This window comes from Amycolatopsis sp. CA-161197 (assembly GCF_050942255.1).
GTDB lineage: Bacteria > Actinomycetota > Actinomycetes > Mycobacteriales > Pseudonocardiaceae > Amycolatopsis.
Window position 1 is genome coordinate 3,390,667 of record NZ_CP192059.1, and the last position, 18,141, is coordinate 3,408,807.

Annotated in this window: 16 protein-coding genes; 11 read left to right on the plus strand and 5 right to left on the minus strand. The window is 70.6% G+C overall.

Features of this window, described 5'->3' with window-relative positions:
- Window positions 1-221 precede the first annotated feature (221 nt).
- The 4 genes from boxC to fdxA are packed head-to-tail and all read left to right on the plus strand — an operon-like array spanning window position 222 to window position 4,726.
- Window positions 222-1,913 (plus strand): 2,3-epoxybenzoyl-CoA dihydrolase, encoded by a 1,692-nt coding sequence (gene boxC, locus ACQPXB_RS16195; protein ID WP_432856666.1) that lies wholly within the window; start codon window positions 222-224, stop codon window positions 1,911-1,913.
- Between the two features lie 2 nt (window positions 1,914-1,915).
- Entirely contained in the window at window positions 1,916-3,337 is a 1,422-nt protein-coding gene (gene boxB / locus ACQPXB_RS16200; protein WP_432852799.1) for a benzoyl-CoA 2,3-epoxidase subunit BoxB, read from the plus strand.
- 21 nt (window positions 3,338-3,358) lie between these two features.
- Window positions 3,359-4,366 carry an NAD(P)/FAD-dependent oxidoreductase gene (locus tag ACQPXB_RS16205; protein ID WP_432852802.1) on the plus strand — a complete coding sequence of 336 codons (1,008 nt, stop codon included), beginning with the start codon at window positions 3,359-3,361 and terminating at the stop codon, window positions 4,364-4,366.
- Window positions 4,367-4,387: 21 nt separating this feature from the next.
- Complete coding sequence (fdxA, locus tag ACQPXB_RS16210; RefSeq protein WP_432852805.1) at window positions 4,388-4,726, plus strand: ferredoxin; 339 nt, start codon at window positions 4,388-4,390, stop codon at window positions 4,724-4,726.
- Here the strand turns inward: fdxA and ACQPXB_RS16215 are convergent.
- Window positions 4,723-5,529, minus strand: coding sequence for a PaaX family transcriptional regulator (locus ACQPXB_RS16215; protein WP_366585521.1), 807 nt, complete (start codon window positions 5,527-5,529; stop codon window positions 4,723-4,725). The two genes, fdxA and ACQPXB_RS16215, sit on opposite strands and share 4 nt — an antisense overlap.
- 376 nt (window positions 5,530-5,905) lie before the next feature.
- Here ACQPXB_RS16215 and ACQPXB_RS16220 point away from each other — a divergent pair, with 376 nt between their 5' ends.
- From ACQPXB_RS16220 to glgC, 4 genes are all read left to right on the plus strand, one after another.
- Complete coding sequence (locus tag ACQPXB_RS16220) at window positions 5,906-6,718, plus strand: putative protein N(5)-glutamine methyltransferase (protein ID WP_366585365.1); 813 nt, start codon at window positions 5,906-5,908, stop codon at window positions 6,716-6,718.
- Between the two features lie 61 nt (window positions 6,719-6,779).
- Entirely contained in the window at window positions 6,780-7,424 is a 645-nt protein-coding gene (locus ACQPXB_RS16225) for a hypothetical protein (protein WP_386951952.1), read from the plus strand.
- 70 nt (window positions 7,425-7,494) lie between these two features.
- The gene (gene glgA, locus ACQPXB_RS16230; RefSeq protein WP_432852809.1) at window positions 7,495-8,652 is read left to right on the plus strand and encodes a glycogen synthase; all 1,158 of its coding nucleotides are present in this window, start codon (window positions 7,495-7,497) and stop codon (window positions 8,650-8,652) included.
- Window positions 8,649-9,866 (plus strand): glucose-1-phosphate adenylyltransferase, encoded by a 1,218-nt coding sequence (gene glgC / locus ACQPXB_RS16235; protein ID WP_366585371.1) that lies wholly within the window; start codon window positions 8,649-8,651, stop codon window positions 9,864-9,866. The genes glgA and glgC overlap by 4 nt, the downstream gene beginning before the upstream one ends.
- Here glgC and ACQPXB_RS16240 read toward each other — a convergent pair.
- Complete coding sequence (locus tag ACQPXB_RS16240; RefSeq protein WP_432852812.1) at window positions 9,863-10,942, minus strand: LLM class flavin-dependent oxidoreductase; 1,080 nt, start codon at window positions 10,940-10,942, stop codon at window positions 9,863-9,865. The genes glgC and ACQPXB_RS16240 overlap by 4 nt on opposite strands.
- A 67-nt stretch (window positions 10,943-11,009) precedes the next feature.
- Window positions 11,010-11,912 (minus strand): PRC and DUF2382 domain-containing protein, encoded by a 903-nt coding sequence (locus ACQPXB_RS16245; protein ID WP_432852815.1) that lies wholly within the window; start codon window positions 11,910-11,912, stop codon window positions 11,010-11,012.
- 264 nt (window positions 11,913-12,176) lie between these two features.
- Here ACQPXB_RS16245 and ACQPXB_RS16250 point away from each other — a divergent pair, with 264 nt between their 5' ends.
- Window positions 12,177-12,959, plus strand: a complete 783-nt coding sequence (locus ACQPXB_RS16250; RefSeq protein WP_432852818.1) for an SGNH/GDSL hydrolase family protein — start codon at window positions 12,177-12,179, stop codon at window positions 12,957-12,959.
- Window positions 12,960-13,304: 345 nt separating this feature from the next.
- Here ACQPXB_RS16250 and ACQPXB_RS16255 read toward each other — a convergent pair whose 3' ends face one another.
- Entirely contained in the window at window positions 13,305-14,117 is an 813-nt protein-coding gene (locus tag ACQPXB_RS16255; RefSeq protein WP_432852821.1) for a class I SAM-dependent methyltransferase, read from the minus strand.
- Between the two features lie 193 nt (window positions 14,118-14,310).
- Here ACQPXB_RS16255 and ACQPXB_RS16260 point away from each other — a divergent pair, with 193 nt between their 5' ends.
- Window positions 14,311-15,045 carry a GntR family transcriptional regulator gene (locus ACQPXB_RS16260; RefSeq protein WP_432852824.1) on the plus strand — a complete coding sequence of 245 codons (735 nt, stop codon included), beginning with the start codon at window positions 14,311-14,313 and terminating at the stop codon, window positions 15,043-15,045.
- A 435-nt stretch (window positions 15,046-15,480) separates the two neighbouring features.
- Window positions 15,481-16,227, plus strand: coding sequence for a sulfite exporter TauE/SafE family protein (locus tag ACQPXB_RS16265; RefSeq protein WP_432852827.1), 747 nt, complete (start codon window positions 15,481-15,483; stop codon window positions 16,225-16,227).
- A 50-nt stretch (window positions 16,228-16,277) separates the two neighbouring features.
- Here the strand turns inward: ACQPXB_RS16265 and ACQPXB_RS16270 are convergent, their stop codons facing one another.
- Entirely contained in the window at window positions 16,278-18,128 is a 1,851-nt protein-coding gene (locus tag ACQPXB_RS16270) for an exo-alpha-sialidase (protein ID WP_432852830.1), read from the minus strand.
- Window positions 18,129-18,141 lie beyond the last annotated feature (13 nt).

Below are 18,141 nucleotides of genomic sequence, written 5' to 3' on the forward strand. Positions count from 1 at the left end.
CCGTCCGTGGGCGTCCCCCGACGCACGCTTGCCGGGCCGGCGTGGTTGCGCAGTGGTGACTGCGATCAGGGAAGAAAGTAGCGCCGCCGGGCAGGGGCAGGCCAGGGGATTTGCCCGGACGGAGCAGCGGCGGGTCGAGCGCAATGTTCTACACAAGCTTGACGAACATAATGACTTGTGTAGAAACTATGTCCACCGAACCGACTGAGGAGGCGTTCGCCATGACGGTTGTCGCGCAGGGTGCCGAGGTGGCGACTCCCGTCGCAGAAGGCGGCGTGGGCTTCGACCGGAGGCCCGAGGAGTATCGGCATTGGCGGCTGCGCGTGGACGGGCCCGTGGCGTGGCTGGAGCTCGACGTGGCCGAGGACGGCGGGCTGGTGCCCGGCTACGAGCTCAAGCTCAACTCCTACGAGCTTTACGACGCCACGCAACGGCTTCGCTTCGAGCACCCGGGCGTCCGGACGGTCGTGGTGACGAGCGGCAAGGACGGCGTCTTCTGCGCGGGAGCGAACATCCGGATGCTGGCGGCGTCGGAGCACGCGTGGAAGGTGAACTTCTGCAAGTTCACCAACGAGACGCGCAACGGCATGGAGGACGCGACCGAGAACTCCGGCCAGACGTACCTCGCGGCCGTCAACGGGGCGTGCGCCGGCGGGGGCTACGAGCTCGCGCTCGCATGTGACGAAATCATCCTCATCGACGACAATTCGTCGACTGTCGCGTTGCCCGAGGTCCCGCTCCTGGGCGTGCTGCCCGGGACGGGTGGGCTCACGCGGGTGGTCGACAAGCGCGGTGTGCGCAAGGACCGCGCCGACGTGTTCGCCACGCGAAGTGACGGGGTGAAGGGGAAAACGGCCGTCGACTGGAAGCTCGTCGACGAGCTGGCGCCGCGCCGCGACTTCCGCCAGGCGGTCGAGAAGCGGGCGTTGGAGCTGGCCGAGAACAGCACACGGCCCGCCGACGCGCGGGGCATCGAGCTGACGCCGCTCGACCGCAGCGCGACGGAGTCGGGCCTGACCTACCCGCACGTCACCGCCGTGTTCGACCGCCCGGCCGGCACCGTCGAGATCACCGTGCACGGGCCGGAGGAAGCAGGGCCCCAGACCACCCAGGAGATCCACGAGCAAGGCGCCGCGAACTGGCTGCTGGCCGTCACCCGCGAGCTCGACGACCTCATCCTCCGCCTGCGCACCAACGAATCCGGCCTCGGCACCTGGCTCCTGCGCACCAGCGGTGACGCCGAAAAGGTGCTGGCCCACGAGCGCGCAGTCCTCGGCCGCGCCGGTGAAGACTGGCTGTGCAACGAGATCCGCCACTACACCAAGCGGGTCCTCAAACGGCTCGACGTGACCAGCCGCAGCCTCATCGCGCTCATCGAACCGGGCAGCTGCTTCGCCGGTGTCCTGCTGGAGCTCGCCCTCGCGGCCGACCGGCAGTACATTCTGGACGGTCCGCCGCTCGAGGACGAACAATCCGAAGAACGCGCCGCGATCACTCTGTCGGAAGCCAACTTCGGCACCTTCCCCATGGGCAACGGCCTGTCCCGCCTGGAATCCCGCTTCTACGGCGAACACGACCACTTCGCGTGGCTCCGCCGGGAACAGGGCCGCCCGCTGACGCCCCGGGAGACCGTCGAGCTCGGCCTCGTCACCGACGCCCCCGACGACCTCGACTGGGAGGACGAGATCCGCATCGTCGTGGAGGGCCGCGCCGCGCTGAGCCCCGACTCCCTCACGGGCATGGAGGCGAACCACCGGTTCGTCGGCCCCGAAACGATCGAAACGAAGATCTTCGGCCGCCTCACCGCGTGGCAGAACTGGATCTTCACCCGACCGAACGCCTCGGGTCCCGAAGGCGCGCTGCGCCGCTACGGCACGGGCCAGAAGGCGACCTTCGACCGGAAGCGAGTCTGACCGTGCCCGAGAAGATCGACTACTCCGGCAAGATCCCCAACAACGTCGGCCTCGCCGACGACCGCCGGCTGCAGCGCGCGCTGGAGGGCTGGCAGCCGAAGTTCCTCAACTGGTGGGGCGAGATGGGCCCGACGCTGGAGACCCAGGGCGTGTACCTGCGCACGGCCGTGAGCGTGGGCCGCGAAGGCTGGGCCCACTTCGGGCACGTCAACGTCCCCGACTACCGCTGGGGCATCTTCCTCGCCGAGCGCGACCCGGACCGGCGCATCGCGTTCGGCGAGCACGCGGGAACCGAGGTGTGGCACCAGGTTCCGGGGGAGTACCGAGCGGATCTGCAACGCCTGATCGTGATCCAGGGCGACACGGAACCGGCGTCCGTGGAGCAGCAACGCCTGCTGGGCCTCACCGCGCCCAGCCTCTACGACCTGCGCAACCTCTTCCAGGTCAACGTCGAAGAAGGCCGCCACCTCTGGGCCATGGTCTACCTGCTGCACGCCTACTTCGGCCGCGAAGGCCGCGAGGAGGCCGAAGGCCTGCTCTTCCGCAACTCCGGCAGCCCCGACACCCCGCGCATCCTCGGCGCGTTCAACGAGGAAACGGCCGACTGGCTGGCCTTCTTCATGTTCACCTACTTCACCGACCGCGACGGCAAGTACCAGCTCGGCACGCTCAAGGAATCCTCCTTCGACCCGCTCTCGCGCACCTGCGAGTTCATGCTGAAGGAGGAAGCGCACCACATGTTCGTCGGCACCACCGGCATCGACCGCGTGGTGACCCGCAGTGCGGAGCTGATCCGGGAGCACGACACGCTCGACATCGCCTCGCACGGCGGCATCCCGCTCGACATCATCCAGCGCTACCTGAACTTCCACTACACCGTCTCGCTCGACCTGTTCGGCAGCGAAACCTCCACCAACGCGGCGAACTACTACACCGCCGGGCTCAAGGGCCGCTGGCACGAGACCCGCCGCAAGGACGATCACCAGCTCACCGCCGACAGCACCTTCCTCGACCGCCCGCGCGCCGACGGCACCTGGGACACCGAGGAAGTGCAGACCCTGCTCGCGCTCAACCTCGACCTGCGCGGCGAGTACATCGCCGACTGCCGCAACGGCCTCAACCGCTGGAACAAGATCCTCGCCGACGCGGGCATCGACTTCCGCTTCGCCCTGCCGCACCCCGGTTTCAACCGCCAGGTCGGCCTCAATGCCGGGCACCACATCACGCCCGACGGCACCATCGTCGACGAGGCCGCGTGGGAAGCCAACCGCCGCAACTGGCTGCCGACGGACGAGGACCTCGCGTTCGTCCGCTCGCTCATGCACCCGGTGTACGAGCGCGGCAAGATCGCGAGCTGGGTCGCGCCGCCGGGCAACGGGATCAACGGCCGGCCGTTCGAGTACGAGTACGTCCACCTTCCCTGAGGCACCCCCGAGGAGCGCAGAATGTCCACTCCGGACACTCCGCCGGTCGTCCGCGCCGACGTGCTCGTGGTCGGCGCCGGACCCACCGGCCTCTACGCCGCCTACTACGCCGGCTTCCGCGGCCTGTCGGTCGCGGTCGTCGACTCGCTGCCCGAGCCGGGCGGGCAGATCACCGCGATGTACCCGGAGAAGCAGATCTTCGACGTCGCAGGGTTCCCGTCCGTCCGCGGGCGCGACCTGATCGAGCGGCTGCTGGCGCAGGCCGCGCCGTTCGGGCCGCGGTACCTGCTCGGCCATCGCGCCGACGTGCTGGAGCGCGGCCCGGGCAGCTTCGCCGTGACCACGCACCTCGGCACGCGCGTCGAGGCGCGCGCGGTGATCGTGACCGGCGGCATCGGCACCTTCACCCCCCGCCCGCTCGTCCCGGCGGCCGAATTCGAGGGCATCGGCCTGGCCTACTTCGTGCGCCACCTCGACGACTACGCCGGCACCGACGTGGTGATCGTCGGCGGCGGCGACTCGGCGTTCGACTGGGCGCTGGCACTGCACCCGGTCGCGAAGTCCGTGAAGCTCGTGCACCGGCGCGAAACCTTCCGCGCGCACCGGGCGACCGTCGCCGCCGTGCGCGAGCTCGGCGTGGAGCTGGTCGTCAACGCGGAAGTTTCGCGGGTCCTCGGCGGGCCGGAAGTCCTCGGCGTCGAACTGAAGAGCAAGGAAGGCGCGCGGACGCTGCCGTGCGGGCGGATCATCGCCGCGCTCGGGTTCACCGCCAACCTCGGGCCGCTGCTGAAGTGGGGCATCGACGTCGAGAACCGCCGGCACATCCCGGTCGACGCGGCCATGGCCACCTCGGTCCCCGGCATCTTCGCCGCCGGCGACATCAACGACTACCCCGGCAAGGTGCGGCTCATCGCCGTCGGCTTCGGCGAAGCGGCGACGGCCGTGAACAACGCCGCGCACCACCTCGACCCCGCCGCGCCGGTCTTCCCCGGCCACTCCACCGACGAGCCCGCCCCCGCTCGCGTCTGAAAACCGTTGGGAGAGAACAACATGCCGTACGTCATCGCCGAACCGTGCATCGACGTCACCGACCGCTCCTGCATGGAGGAGTGCCCGGTCGACTGCATCTACGAAGGCGAGCGCAAGCTCTACATCAACCCGTTCGAGTGCATCGACTGCGGCAACTGCGAACCCGCGTGCCCGGTCGAGGCGATCTCGCAGGACCGGCACGTGCCCGACGAGTACGCCGCCTTCGCCGAGGACAACCGCCGCTTCTTCACCGAAGCCCTGCCCGGCCGCGACGCGCCGATCGGCCAGCCCGGCGGCGCGATGTCGTTCGGCCCCACCGGCGCGGACACGGCGCTGGTCGCCGAGTACGACCCGCGCTAGCCGCCGCTCTCGACGAAGGAGTCCCAGTGGTGCTGGGCCTCGTCGCGCCACTCGGTGTGGCGGGTGTGGAACAGCTCGGCCGCCTGCGTGCCGCTCCAGCGGTCGGGCAGGAGGGTGCGCGGCAGGTCCGGGTCGAGGAACGGGAAGCGGCGCCACTCGTGCACCAGGCGCGTCTGCGCGAGGAGCACGGCCTCGCCCGAGCGCGGCGCGAGGCCGGTGAACTCGTCGATAAAGCGCTCGTAGTGGTGTTCGAGCTCGCGCAGGTCCCAGGCGCGCGCGACCATCTGCTGCTCGTCGCCGATCTCGGCGTAGCTCGCGACGAACGACATGGCCTGGCCGCCGTCGGTCAGCTCCGCGACGAGGCGGGCGGCCTCGGGTTCCGCGCCGACGTTCGGGCTGATCCACACACCCGGCGCGGGCGAGCCGAAGCCCGCCCAGCTCAGCCGCGTGCGCATGCGGTGGCGCAGGTCGCGCTGGGATTCGGGCACCGACACGAGCAGCACCAGCCACGTGCGGTCCCACTCACCGGTCTGCCGGCCGAAGCCGTAGATGCGCTCGGCGCCTTCGCTCAGCAGACGGCGCCCCGGCGGCGTCAGCAGCCAGCGCACGCGCCGGCCCGCGCGTTCGGACTTCAGCCAGCCCTCGCCGGACGCGCGGGCGAGCGCCTGGCGGGCCGACTTCTCCTCGACCTTGAACAACGCGAGGGCGTCGACCAGCGACGACGTCCAGACCGGCTCCTGGCGAGGCAGCACGTACTCGCCGAGCACCGTCATGAGCAGCGACCGCGCACTCGTGTGCGCCAGTTCGCGCCGTCGCGAGACGGTGGGCCGGGTGGCCGCCACCTGCGGATCACCGCCTTCCGGGAGAAAAACTGGTACAAGCGTCTGGTCAGATTACCCGGTTGACGGTGCCTGAGCGTGCGACCCGGGGGAGAACGGTTGCTCTCCTGGCAAGGCCTCCTGGCTGAATTTCCCCGGACGTTTTCGTGCCGGCGGCTGAGCGTTTCAGAGCATCGAGATTTCCAGTTCCGCCGGGCGTTCGCGGGATCGGTGCCGATGCCGAGCCCGGTGATCGTGCTGCGCTCGATCCCGAAGGCCGCTGCGACCCGCCAGGGGACGCCACTGCCGAAGGCCGAGGGTCACTACAGTGGTCGATTGCCGGGGTTCGAGCAGTTTCTTCGTGTGGTGGAAAGGCTTCTGGTTGTTCGGGTCCGGGGATGTCGAGTCGGTGGTCGCGCGGTTGAGGGCGGCGGGCTGTGTGTTCGCCGAGGAGGAGGCGCGGGTGCTCGGCGAGGCGGCGGCGGGGGACGCGGCGGCGCTGGAGACGTTGGTGCGGCGGCGCGTCGAGGGCGAGCCGCTGGAGTACGTGGTCGGCTGGGCGGAGTTCGCGGGGCGGCGGTTCGTGGTGGCCGAGGGCGTGTTCGTGCCGCGGCACCGCACGGAGCTGCTCGTGCGGCTGGCGGCCGGGTTCGCGCGGCCGGGCGCGGTCGTGCTCGACCTGTGCTGCGGGTCCGGCGCGCTCGGGGCGACGGTGGCGGCCGAGGTGCCCGGTGTGGAACTCCACGCAGCAGATGTCGATCCGGTGGCGGTGCGGTGTGCGCGGTCGAACGTCGACGGTGCGGTTTACGAAGGTGACCTGTTCGAACCTTTGCCCGAGCGGTTGCGCGGCCGCGTCGAGGTGCTGATTTCGAACGTGCCGTACGTGCCCAGCGGCGAGGTCGCGCTGCTGCCGCCCGAGGCGCGTGAGCACGAGCCGCTCGTGGCGCTGGACGGGGGAGCCGACGGGCTCGACGTGCTGCGGCGCGTCGTCACGGAGGCGCCGCAGTGGCTGGCGCCCGGCGGCCGCGTGCTGTTCGAGACGAGCGAGCGGCAGGCGGAGCCGGCCGTCGCGGCATTGGCGCAGGTGGGGCTGCGCGCGTGGGTCGAAGAGTCGGAAGACCTCGGGGCGACGGTGGTCGTCGGCGAGCGGAAGCCGTTGCTGCACAAGGAGTAATCGTGATTCGCCGGGTGGCGGCCCGGGTAGTTGGCCGGGGCCGCGAGAGTGAGGGGCCCCGATGAAGGTCTACGCCGACCGCCCGGTCCGCCGCACCGCGCAAGTGCTCAGCGACGTGTTCGCGTTCGGGCTGCTCGCGTTCGCCGTGTGGCTGGCCGTGCGCGTGTACGACGAGGTGATGCGCTTGCGCGCGCCGGGCGACGGGCTCGTCGACGCGGGTTCCGGGCTGCGCGCCACGTTCGACTCGGCCGCCGACAAGGCCGGCCAGGTGCCGTTGATCGGCCACCCGCTCGCCGACGCGCTGCACTCCGGCTCGGCCGCGGGCACCGAACTCGCCGACGCGGGCCGTTGGCAGATCACGGCCGTCGAGGACCTCGCGTGGTGGCTCGCTGTGCTGGTGGTCTCCGTGCCGCTGGTGTTCCTGCTGGTCTCGTGGCTGCCGCTGCGGTGGCGCTTCACGCGCGGCGCCACGGCGGCGGCCCGGCTGCGTCGCCAGGGCGCCGAAGGACTCGACCTGCTCGCGTTGCGGGCGCTCGTCACGCGGCCCCTGCCGCGCAAGGTCCGCGCGGGCGATCTCACCACGGGCTGGCGCGAACGCGATCCCGACGTCGTCGCGGACCTGGCCGCGCGCGAGCTCGCGCACCACGGGCTGCGCCTGCCCGCCGCCGACCGGATCGGTCCGGTCATCGGGACGAACGCGAAGTGAGTCGATCACGACACGGATTGGTCGCTTCCCCGTACTGCACTTCCCGGGCCGCGCCGTTTAGGGTCGGGGCATGAAGGTCGGCCTGCTCACCCGGGAGTACCCGCCGGACGTCTACGGTGGAGCGGGGGTGCACGTCGAGTTCCTCGCCCGCGAACTTCGGTCGCTGGTCGACCTGGACGTGCACTGCTGGGGACCGGACCGCGACGACGGCGCCCACGGCCACCGCGACCTCCACGGCTACGCCCAGACCGCGTTCGCGACCATGGACATCGCCGTGTCGATGGCCGACGCGCTGGCCGGGCACGACCTCGCCCACAGCCACACCTGGTACGCGAACCTCGGCGGCCACCTCGCGAAGCTCGCCCACGGCATCCCGCACGTGATCACCGCGCATTCGCTCGAACCACTGCGTCCGTGGAAGGCCGAGCAGCTGGGCGGCGGCTACCGCGTGTCCTCGTGGATCGAGAAGGACGCGTACGAGGCGGCCGACGCGATCATCGCCGTGAGCGCGGGCATGCGCGAAGACGTGCTGACCGCGTACCCGGCCGTCGACCCCTCGCGGGTGCACGTGGTGCACAACGGGATCGACACCACGCTCTACCGTCCCGACCCCGGCCGTGACGTGCTGGCCAAGCACGGCATCGACCCGGACCGGCCGTACGCGCTGTTCGTCGGGCGCATCACGCGGCAGAAGGGCGTGCCGCACCTCGTGCGCGCCGGCTCGGAGCTCGCCGAGGACGTGCAGCTGGTGCTGTGCGCCGGCGGAGCCGACACACCGGAGCTCGACGCCGAGTTCCGCGGCCTCGTCGCGCAGCTGCAGGAGAAGCGCACCGGTGTGCACTGGATTCCCGAGATGCTGCCGCGCCCCGAGGTCGTGCAGCTGCTGACGCACGCGACGGTGTTCGTCTGCCCGTCGGTGTACGAGCCGCTGGGCATCGTGAACCTCGAGGCGATGGCGTGCGGCACGGCCGTGGTGGCCAGCGACGTCGGCGGGATCCCCGAGGTCGTCGACGACGGCGCGACGGGACTGCTCGTGCACTACGACGAGAACGACACCGCGGCGTTCGAGGCGGGGCTCGCGCGGCGGATCAACGAGCTGGTCGCGGATCCCGCCCGGGCCGCCGCGCTGGGCCTGGCCGGGCGCGACCGCGCCGTGGGAGAGTTCGGCTGGGCGGCGATCGCCGCGAGGACGGTCGCGATCTACGAGGCGTGCGGGAGGGTTTCGTGATCGACGGATCGGATGTCCTGGGGATCGTGCTGGCCGGTGGCGAGGGCAAGCGGCTGATGCCGCTCACGGCCGACCGGGCCAAACCCGCGGTGCCCTTCGGCGGGGTGCACCGCCTCATCGACTTCGTGCTCTCCAACCTCGTCCACGGCGGGATCCGGCGGATCTGCGTGCTCACGCAGTACAAGTCGCACTCGCTCGACCGCCACATCTCCACCACGTGGCGGCTCTCCTCGCTGACCGGCGAGTACGTGACGCCGGTGCCCGCGCAGCAGCGTCTGGGCCCGCGGTGGTTCCAGGGCAGCGCCGACGCGATCCACCAGAGCCTCAACCTGGTCTACGACGAGTCTCCCGCCTACATCGCGGTGTTCGGCGCCGACAACATCTACCGCATGGACCCGCGCCAGATGATCGACGAGCACATCGCGTCGGGCGCCGGCGTGACCGTGGCGGGCATCCGCGTGCCGCGCGCGGAGGCGAGCGCGTTCGGCGTGATCCAGACCGGCGACGGCACGAAGATCGACGCGTTCCTCGAAAAGCCCCAGGACCCGCCGGGCCTGCCGGACTCGCCCGACGAGGCGTACGTGTCGATGGGCAACTACGTGTTCACCACGCAGGTGATGCTCGACGCGCTGCACGCGGACTCGAAGAACGTCGGGTCCAAACACGACATGGGCCGCGACATCATCCCCGCGCTCGTGGACAAGGGCCAGGCGGCCGTCTACAACTTCAGCGGCAACGTCGTCCCCGGTGAGAGCGAGCGCGACCACGGCTACTGGCGTGATGTCGGGACCATCGACAGCTACTACGACGCCCACACCGACCTGATCTCGACGTACCCGATCTTCAACCTCTACAACCGCAAGTGGCCGATCCTGTCCTACCCGGGACAGCGCGCCGCGGCGAAGTTCGTGGAGGGCGGCACCGCCGGGCAGTCGATCATCAGCAACGGCTGCATCATCTCCGGCGCGCAGGTCGTGGACTCCGTGCTCTCCCCGGACGTCGTCGTCGAAAACGGCGCGGTCGTCCAGGGCTCGGTGATCCTGGACGGCGCCCGCATCGGCCGCGGCGCCGTGGTGCGCCGGGCGATTCTCGACAAGAACGTCGTCGTCCCGCCGGGCGCCCACATCGGCGTCGACCTGGCCCGCGACCGCGAGCACTACCACGTGAGCCCGGGCGGGATCGTGGTGCTGGGCAAGGGAGAATCGGCGATCTAGGCCCGGTCGGCCGCCGCCACGAGGGAGGCGTGCGTCGGGGCGTCCGGGACGTTCGCCGGTCGATTCTTGGCGAACTCCGCGCGCAGCACGGGAACCACTTGCTCGCCGAGGATGTCGATCTGTTCGAGCACCGCCTTGTGTGGCAGCCCCATGCCGTCGACGGCGAAGAGCTGGCGCTGGTAGTCCCCGGCGTAGTCGCGGAACGCGAGGGTGCGTTCGATGACCTGCTGCGGGCTGCCGACCGAGAGCGGGGTCTGGTCCATCGTTTCCTCGAGCGACGGGCCACCGCCGTAGATGGGGGAGTGGTCGAAGTACGGCCGGAACTCACGGATCGCGTCCTGGGAGTTCGGGCGCAGGTACGTCTGACCGCCGAGCCCGACGATGGCTTCCTCGGCCGTGCCGTGGCCGTAGTGCTCGAAGCGGGTGCGGTAGAGCTCGATCATCCGCCGCGTGTGGTCCGCGGGCCAGAAGATGTTGTTGTGGAAGAAGCCGTCACCGTAGTAGGCGGCCTGTTCGGCGATCTGCGGGCTGCGGATCGAGCCGTGCCAGACGAACGGGGGCACGCCGTCGAGCGGGCGCGGGGTGGCGGTGAAGCCCTGCAGCGGGGTGCGGAACTTGCCTTCCCAGTCCACGAGCTCCTCCCGCCAGAGCCGGCGCAGCAGGGCGTAGTTCTCCACCGCGAGCGCGATCCCGTCGCGGATGTCCTTGCCGAACCACGGGTAGACGGGGCCGGTGTTGCCGCGGCCCATCATGAGGTCGACGCGGCCGTCGGCGAGGTGCTGGAGCATCGCGTAGTCCTCGGCGAGCTTCACCGGGTCGTTGGTGGTGATGAGCGTCGTGGAGGTCGAGAGCAGGATGCGGCTGGTCTGCGCGGCGATGAACCCGAGCACGGTCGTAGGCGAGGACGGCACGAACGGCGGGTTGTGGTGCTCACCCATCGCGAACACGTCGAGCCCGGCCTGCTCCGCGCGCACGGCGGTCTCGACCATGCGCTTGAGCCGCTCGTGCTCGCTCGGCGTCTGCCCCGACACGGGGTCGCGCGCCACATCGCCCACCGTGAAGATCCCGAACTGCATGACCGCCTCCCGCTCCCGAAGTTGATGCATCAACTGAACCGGGAGCGGGAGGCGGGTATTCCGGGCGTCAGTGCTTGCGCTTCCCGGCGTCGTCCTGCACGTCGAACTGCTCCTTGCGGACCTCGCCCGTCACGGTCTGCTCCTCGGTGACCGTCTCGGTGTTCAGCCGCGCGCGCTCGACGGGTACGGTTTCCTTGCTGATGACCGGTTTCTCGGCGTGCAGCACCACGTCCTGCTCCTGCTCGCCCACCTCGGCGCGACCGGTCCCGCCGCGCGCTTCGGTGATGGGCTCGCGCTCCAGGCGGACCTCCTCGTGGCTCACCGGGACCGTGACCTGCTGCTCTTCGGTCACGACGTACTTGCGCAACCGCACGTGCCCGGTCTCCACCTGCTCGGTACCGACGTGCAGGCGCTCCTCGGACCGGATCATCTCCTCGCCGCGGGTGCCCGAGCCGGCGTCGGCCATCGAGCGCTCGCCACGACCGTGCGTGCCGCGGCCGGCGGCAGTGTCCATTTTGTCCCGACCGGGCGCCATGCCTTGCTTCCCGCGATCGGCGGTGTCCATTTTGCCCCGGCCGGCCGCCGTGTCCTGCTTCCCGCGGCCCGCGGCCCTGTCCTGGTTGCTCCGGCCCGCATTCGCGTCGGGTGCCGTGCGCGGCATCGGCAGGCCGTAGTGGCGGTAAAGCTCGGCGCTCTCCGTGGACGACAGGTGCCCGTCGGCGTCGATCCGCGGCGCCTCCGAGACCTGGTCCTTCGCGACGTTCACGTGGATCCCGTCGTTGTCGACGTTCGCGCCCGAGAGCGGCACGAAGCTCTCCTTACTGCCGAACAACCCGGTTTTCACGGTGATCCACTCGGGTTCCCGGGTGGTGTCGGCGAGGTAGACGTTGCCGACCTTGCCGATCTTGTTGCCATCCGGGTCCACCACCGCGCTGTCCATCAGTTGCTGGGGCTGCAGGGTGCCGGCCATGACACTCACGTCCTCTCTCACGGGGATTTCCGCTGGTGATCTCCACCGTCGGACGTGTCGTCGATCACGGCAACTCTCCGTTGTGCCGGTGGGTGACCCCGGAAAGAAAACGTTTCGTGCACTTCGTTCGGGGTCACGCGCGGGCATACCGGCTGCCCGGACGATCGCGGTTCGCAGCCGAAGCTCACCTGATCGGGTAACAACTGTCCGGTGTGGAGCGATTCAGGCGCAGACGCTCCCGCATCCCCGAAAGGTCCCCCGACGATGCGCAAAACCACGATCGCCAGATTCACCGCGGTCCTGACCCTGATCGTTCTCGGCATCGGCATGTCCACGGTGGTCACCTCCGCCGACGCCGCCCAGGAAAGAAGCTGGTGCGCCCGTAAGGCCAACGTTGCCATCATCGGCACTTCGGCCGACACGGGTTACGGCTCGACCGGCTACCAGTCCACCACGGACACGTGGTCTTCCACCACTTACGGCTGGACCACGAAGTTCGCGGACAGCCTCCGCGCCCAGTGGCAGACCAACGTGCAGAACTACTCGCACAACGGCGCCCTCGCCGCCGACTACCTGCCCGGCGGCCGCTGGGCAGGCACGACCGGCGCGATGGCCGACATGGCCGCCAAGCAGCCCGACCTGGTCCTCGTCGACCTCGGCGGCAACGACCTGTGGGCGCAGGTCGACCCGGCGAAGTTCCAGACCGATCTGAACAACGTCATCGACGGCATCCGCGCCTCCCGTCCGGGGGGTGTCGACATCCTCATGTCGATCTACGCCCAGCTCAAGTGGACGCCGAACCCGTACGGCGGCAACACCCAGAAGTACACCTGGGACCAGTACGCGTCGGTGATCTACCAGACGGCGGTCGCGAAGGGCACGGCGCTCGTGGACATGCGCCAGTACATCCCGCCGGCCGGCTCGGCGAACCTGCCCAACCCCAGCCCGTGGACGTCGGACAACATCCACCTCAACGACGCGGGCAACCTCGCCGAGTACGGCATGTGGTGGGGCTGGACCTCGAGCCTGGGCAGCATCTGCGGTTGAGGTTCCGCCAGCTGTGGTGACCATGGACGTTGTTGACGGTCGAGCGGCGCGTCGGGTCGATCACGACGAAGACCTCCGTGTGGGGTGCTGGTGTCTGACGCCATCAGCGATCACACCGGAGGTCTTCGTGGCCCACCGTCGCATCGAACGCCTCATGACCGGCAACGCGTTGACCTACCGCCGCTCCCGCGCCTGGCACGACGCCCTCACCGAAGAATGGGCCGACGCCCAACCCTTCACCAGCTCACACGAACGAGTCGAAGCAGTACCCGGCTTCCTCCACGCCTGCAACCACCACCGGGCACGCACCGCCCTCGACGGCCACCCACCCAGCGCCCGGCGGCACTACAGCTGGACCCTCGCGTGGGCGAGCACGAACAGCTCCGTGGGACGCAGGGCGTCGCGGCGCGGCCACACGTCGTGGTCGCGCTGGTGGACGTGCCGGACGGTGCCGAAGCCGTTGTCCCGCAGCAGGTCCGTGAGCTCGGCGGGGGAGAAGCAGCTGCGCCAGGGTTCGCCGGCCCGTTCGGCAACCTGGGAGACGGCGTCGGCGTAGTGCGCGCCGGCGTCGTCCCGCAGGGGCGCCGGGAGCACGTAGTCGGCGACGAGCTGCGTGCCCGGGGCGAGGCCGGCGACGGCGCGCAGCGTGCGGGTGATGGCGGCTTCGGTGAGGTACATCGTGACGCCGAGCCAGCTGACCAGTGCCGGGCGGGCGAGGTCGAAGCCGTGCTTGACGAGGGCTTCGAGGAGGTCGCCGGTCGTGAGGTCCAGCGGGACGAAGGTGCGGTTCGCGGGTTCGGGGAGGTCCGCGTTCGCCAGCTGTGCGCGTTTCCACTCCTGCGTGCGCGGGAGGTCCACTTCGAACACGTGGGTGTGCGGCGCGCGGTACGCGGAGGTGTCGAGGCCGGCGCCGAGGACCACGCTCTGGGGCGCTGACTGGGCCTCGGCGTAGCGGCTGCGGCAGAGCACCTGGGTGCGGCCGCCGGCGAGGATCGGGTCTTCGGGGTTGGCGCGGTGGTAGGCGAGGAGCTGGTCGCCGTAGTCGCCGAGCAGGGGTGCGGCGAACTCGTCGGTGAAGATCTTGGGCTCCGCGTCGACGATCAGGTGCGCGGCGCGAGCGGCGGCCGCGGTGAGGGCCGTGAAGCTGGGTTCGGTCACGGGCCGACCCTAGCTCAAGAATAGTGCAAGGATAGCACAGATAGATCTTTTTCGCAAGGTCTGCCGGGTTGCGATCCGGCGGCGGTGGCGGAACTCCTCAGGTTTCGGTCTTTGCCGCTGGTCACCGAGTTTACGCAGGTCAGGGTGGGTGGCGTAACTCTGGCGTAATGCGGATCCGGGTACGGTCGCGCAGGTGGAACCTTCGTCTTCGCGGCCCCGCGCCGAGCGTGCCCGGCAGATCGCCGACGTCCTGCGCCAGCGCATCACCGCGGGCGCCTTCGACGACGGCCCGCTGCCCGACGAGCACACCCTCGGCACCCAGCTCGGCGCCACCCGCAACGCTGTGCGCGAAGCCCTTGGCCTGCTTCGTGCCGAAGGCCTCGTGGAGCGTCGACAGGGCGTCGGCACGCTGGTGGTGCACCCGAAGTACGGCCACGGACTCGACCGGCTCGCCGGCCTCGCCGAAGCCCTCGACGGCTACGGCGACGTTGTGAACGAGGTCCGCTCGGCCGCCATCGTCACGCCCCCGCCCGCCATCGTCGAGCGGCTGGCGCTGGTCCCCGGCGCGCCCGTCGTTCACCTGGAACGCCTGCGCCGCCTCGGCGGAGCGCCGCTGTCACTGGACACCACCTACCTGACCGCCGACATCGGCGTCCCCTTGCTCGACCACGACCTCGCGGGCCGCGACCTGTTCGCCCTCATCGAGGAAACCAGCGGCCGCCGCCTCGGCCGCGCCGACGTGGTGGTCCACGCCGTCACCGCCGGCCCGGACACCGCCGCGTTGCTGGACATCACCCCCGGCACGGCCGTCTTCGCCCTCGACCGCCTCACCCACCTCGACGACGGCCGCCCCGTCGACGCCGAAACCCTCCACATCCGCGCGGACCGGCTCACCTTGCGCGCGACACTGCACCGGGGCCCGGCATGACGAGCACGACGATCGGCTGCCACGCCCGGCTTGGTTTCGCGGCTCGGCCTGGCTCGCCGCGACCGGTCGCGCGCCGCACGACGGCGAGCGGTGGAACGCGGTCGGTCCGCCTGCCGGCGCGGTCGGGTGCGGTCCTGGTCGGGGGACCGACATGACGGGTGTGGCGATTGGCTGCCGCGCATGGCTTCGATTCGCGGCGCGGTTCGGTTCGCTGCGGCCGGTTGCGCGCCGCAGGACGGCCGGCGGCGCAGTGCCGCGGGCGTTCCGAGGTCTTGCCCGGGATGCTGGCATGGGGCGTTTGGCGATCGGCTGCCGTGCATGGTCTCGCTTTGCGGTTCGATCTGGCGCGCGGCGGCCGGCCCCCGCGCGCAAGGCGGTGGGCGGCGGGGTGTGGCTGCCGGCGCGGTCGGGTGCGGTCCTGGCCGGGGGACGGGCATGACGAGCGTGACCACCGACGTTCTGCTGGCGCTTTTCGGGCTGGCCGGCGGGATCGGGATCACGGCGATCGGGCCGGGTGGGGTTCTGCCGACGATCGCGTTGTTCTTGCTGACGCCGTTGGGGCCGGCGCAGGTGGCCGGGACGGCGATCGTGACGCATGTGGCGACGGGGCTGGCCGGGAGCGCGGCCTATGTGCGGTCCGGGCAGTTGCGGGAGCGGCACACGAGGCGGGTCGCGGTGCTGCTGGCGGGTGTCGCCGTTGTCGGGACGCCGGTGGGGGTGCTGCTGAATTCGCTGGTGTCCGCGCGGTGGTTCGGGGTGGTGCTCGGGGTGTTCGCCGTTGTGGTGGCGGCGTTGGTGGTGGTGCGGCGGCCGGCGGCGGAGCGGGAGCCGTCGGCGGGTTTGGTGCTGGGGATCGGCGCGGCGGTGGCGGTTGCGGCGGGGCTGGTGGGTGTGGGTGGGCCCATGCTGACCGTGCCGGTGCTGGTGGTGGTGGGGCTGCCGATGCTGGAGGCGCTGGCGGCGGCGCAGGTGCAGTCGGTGGTGATCGCGACGGCCGGGGCGGTCGGGTATCTCGCGAGCGGGGCCATCGACTGGCGGCTGGCGGCCGTCGTCGGGGTGCCGGAGCTGGCGGGGGTGGTCGTCGGCTGGAAGATCGCGCACGCGTTGCCGACGAAACGGCTGCGGATCGCGCTCGTGGTCGCGTTGGTCGCCGTGGCGCCCTATCTGGTGCTGAAGCAGTGAAGGGCGCCTTGAGGAAGGTCCCTCAAGGCGCCCTTCACCAGAACAGAACCTCAGCGCAACCGGTCGAACGGCAGCTGCACCACCGGACCCGGGCGCACCGTCCGGCCGGCCGCGACAGCGTCCACTTCGGACTCTGACAGCGCCCGGCGGTAGAGCCGCGTGTCGTCGAGGGAGCCGGCGAAGTGGTAGGCGCCGTCGAGCCGTTCGCCGAGCTGGAGCTGGAACGAGACGGTCTCGCTGACCGAACCGGGCGAGTCCGGTCCGGCCGCGGCGAGCACGCCGTCGACCCAGATCTTCAGCCGGCCGCCGGTGCGTTCGAGCGCGAGGTGGTGCCACTGCTGGTCGTCGTAGGCCTGCGTGGTGGTCACCGACTTGCTGCCCGCCGCCGTGGTCATCATGGCGATGAGCCGGTGCGACGCGGGTTCACCACGCAGCCACAGCTGTGGCGCCGTGGTGCCCATGCCGCCGAGCCACAGCAACGCCTGCGGGTCCTTCGAAGCGCCGTAGTCGAACGACGTCGTGAAGGTGAAGTCACCCGAACCCGGCAGCTGCGACCAATCGAAAGGCACCCGCACGAAGTCGTCGACCCCGTCGAGCTGCAGCGCGCCGTGGGACACCGACGCACCCCCGAGCACGTATGCGACGGCGCCGGGCCGGGCCACGTCCGGGGTCGTCGGGCCGGCGGAACGCTGCCACCCCAGATAGTTCTCGTCGAAGCGCGCGAAGCGGATCTCGTCACGGGCGTCGACCGCGCCGCCCTCGTACATCAGGCCGATCTTCGCGTCACGCTCAAGCGGGCCGCTCAGCTGCACGAGGTCGGAGTAGCCGGACCAGTCGCTGGTCACCCGGGTGCCCTGCTCCGCGTCCTCCCACGTGCGGCCGTTGTCGTAGGACGAGCGGACCATCATCCAGCGCCGGCGGTCGGTGTCCGACGGCGAGGCGAACAGGATGCGCTCGCCGCCCGGCCGTTGCAGGCGCAGCAGGGACCCCTGCACCATCGGTGTCACCAGGTCGGGGATGGTGGTGAAGCGCTTGCTGAACGTCTGGCCACCGTCGCGGCTCAGCGCGTAGTCGCGGTTGCCGACGTCGGTGCCGCCCTGTTCGCGCCCGCCGGCGTAGATCGTGCCGTCCGGCAGCTCGACGACGCTGACCTCCGAAGGCTTCTGGGCATACGTGCCGCCCACCGGATGCGGGTAGCTGTCGACGGCGCCGACGTGCCAGCTGCGCCCGGAGTCGTCGCTGTAGATCAGCGCCGCGAGGTTCTCGATGGAATTGGTGCCGTCGCTGCGTTCCGCGTTCACGCCGAACACCAGCCGGCCCGCGTGGCGGCCCTTCGCGAGCTGGATGCCGTGCACCGGTCCCGAGGCGTACCACGAGTCCCACGCGGGCAGCTTCGCCTGCGCGCTGATGTCGACCGGCGCCGACCAGGTCAGGCCGTCGTCGTCGCTGTACTGCGAGTGCGGCGTCCGCGGACACGGCACGTCGCAGGCCTTGTCGTCGTCGCGGCCCTTGTTGTACGTGGTGATCAGCACGATCCGGCCCGTGCGACTGTCCACGATGGGCACCGGGTTGCCGTGTGTGTCGCCGCCACCGGGGTTGACGACCTGCAGCGGCGACCACGTCTGCCCACCGTCGGTGGAGCGCTTGAGCACGAGGTCGATGTCGCCGGTGTCGCCGCAGTTGTCGCGCCGGCCCTCGGCGAAAGCGAGCAGGGTGCCGTGCGTGCTGCGGACGATGGCCGGGATGCGGAAACAGGCGTAGCCCGTCTCCTGGTGCGGGTTGAAGAGCACCTGCTGGTCGAACTGCGGAACCGGTGCCGGCGCGGCTTGCGCGGCCGCCGCCGCGTTCACGCCGGACACCAGCACCGCGAACGCGAGTGCCCAGCGGATGATCGGTCTCATGTCCCGTTCTTCC

What these genes read in the sequence shown, in the direction of transcription:
- boxC (WP_432856666.1), top strand. Translation starts at nt 222, where the DNA reads ATGACGGTTGTCGCGCAGGGTGCCGAGGTGGCGACTCCCGTCGCAGAA.
- ACQPXB_RS16205 (WP_432852802.1), top strand. Translation starts at nt 3,359, where the DNA reads ATGTCCACTCCGGACACTCCGCCGGTCGTCCGCGCCGACGTGCTCGTG.
- fdxA (WP_432852805.1), top strand. Translation starts at nt 4,388, where the DNA reads ATGCCGTACGTCATCGCCGAACCGTGCATCGACGTCACCGACCGCTCC.
- ACQPXB_RS16225 (WP_386951952.1), top strand. Translation starts at nt 6,780, where the DNA reads ATGAAGGTCTACGCCGACCGCCCGGTCCGCCGCACCGCGCAAGTGCTC.
- glgA (WP_432852809.1), top strand. Translation starts at nt 7,495, where the DNA reads ATGAAGGTCGGCCTGCTCACCCGGGAGTACCCGCCGGACGTCTACGGT.
- ACQPXB_RS16240 (WP_432852812.1), bottom strand. Translation starts at nt 10,942, where the DNA reads ATGCAGTTCGGGATCTTCACGGTGGGCGATGTGGCGCGCGACCCCGTG.
- ACQPXB_RS16245 (WP_432852815.1), bottom strand. Translation starts at nt 11,912, where the DNA reads ATGGCCGGCACCCTGCAGCCCCAGCAACTGATGGACAGCGCGGTGGTG.
- ACQPXB_RS16250 (WP_432852818.1), top strand. Translation starts at nt 12,177, where the DNA reads ATGCGCAAAACCACGATCGCCAGATTCACCGCGGTCCTGACCCTGATC.
- ACQPXB_RS16265 (WP_432852827.1), top strand. Translation starts at nt 15,481, where the DNA reads ATGACGAGCGTGACCACCGACGTTCTGCTGGCGCTTTTCGGGCTGGCC.
- ACQPXB_RS16270 (WP_432852830.1), bottom strand. Translation starts at nt 18,128, where the DNA reads ATGAGACCGATCATCCGCTGGGCACTCGCGTTCGCGGTGCTGGTGTCC.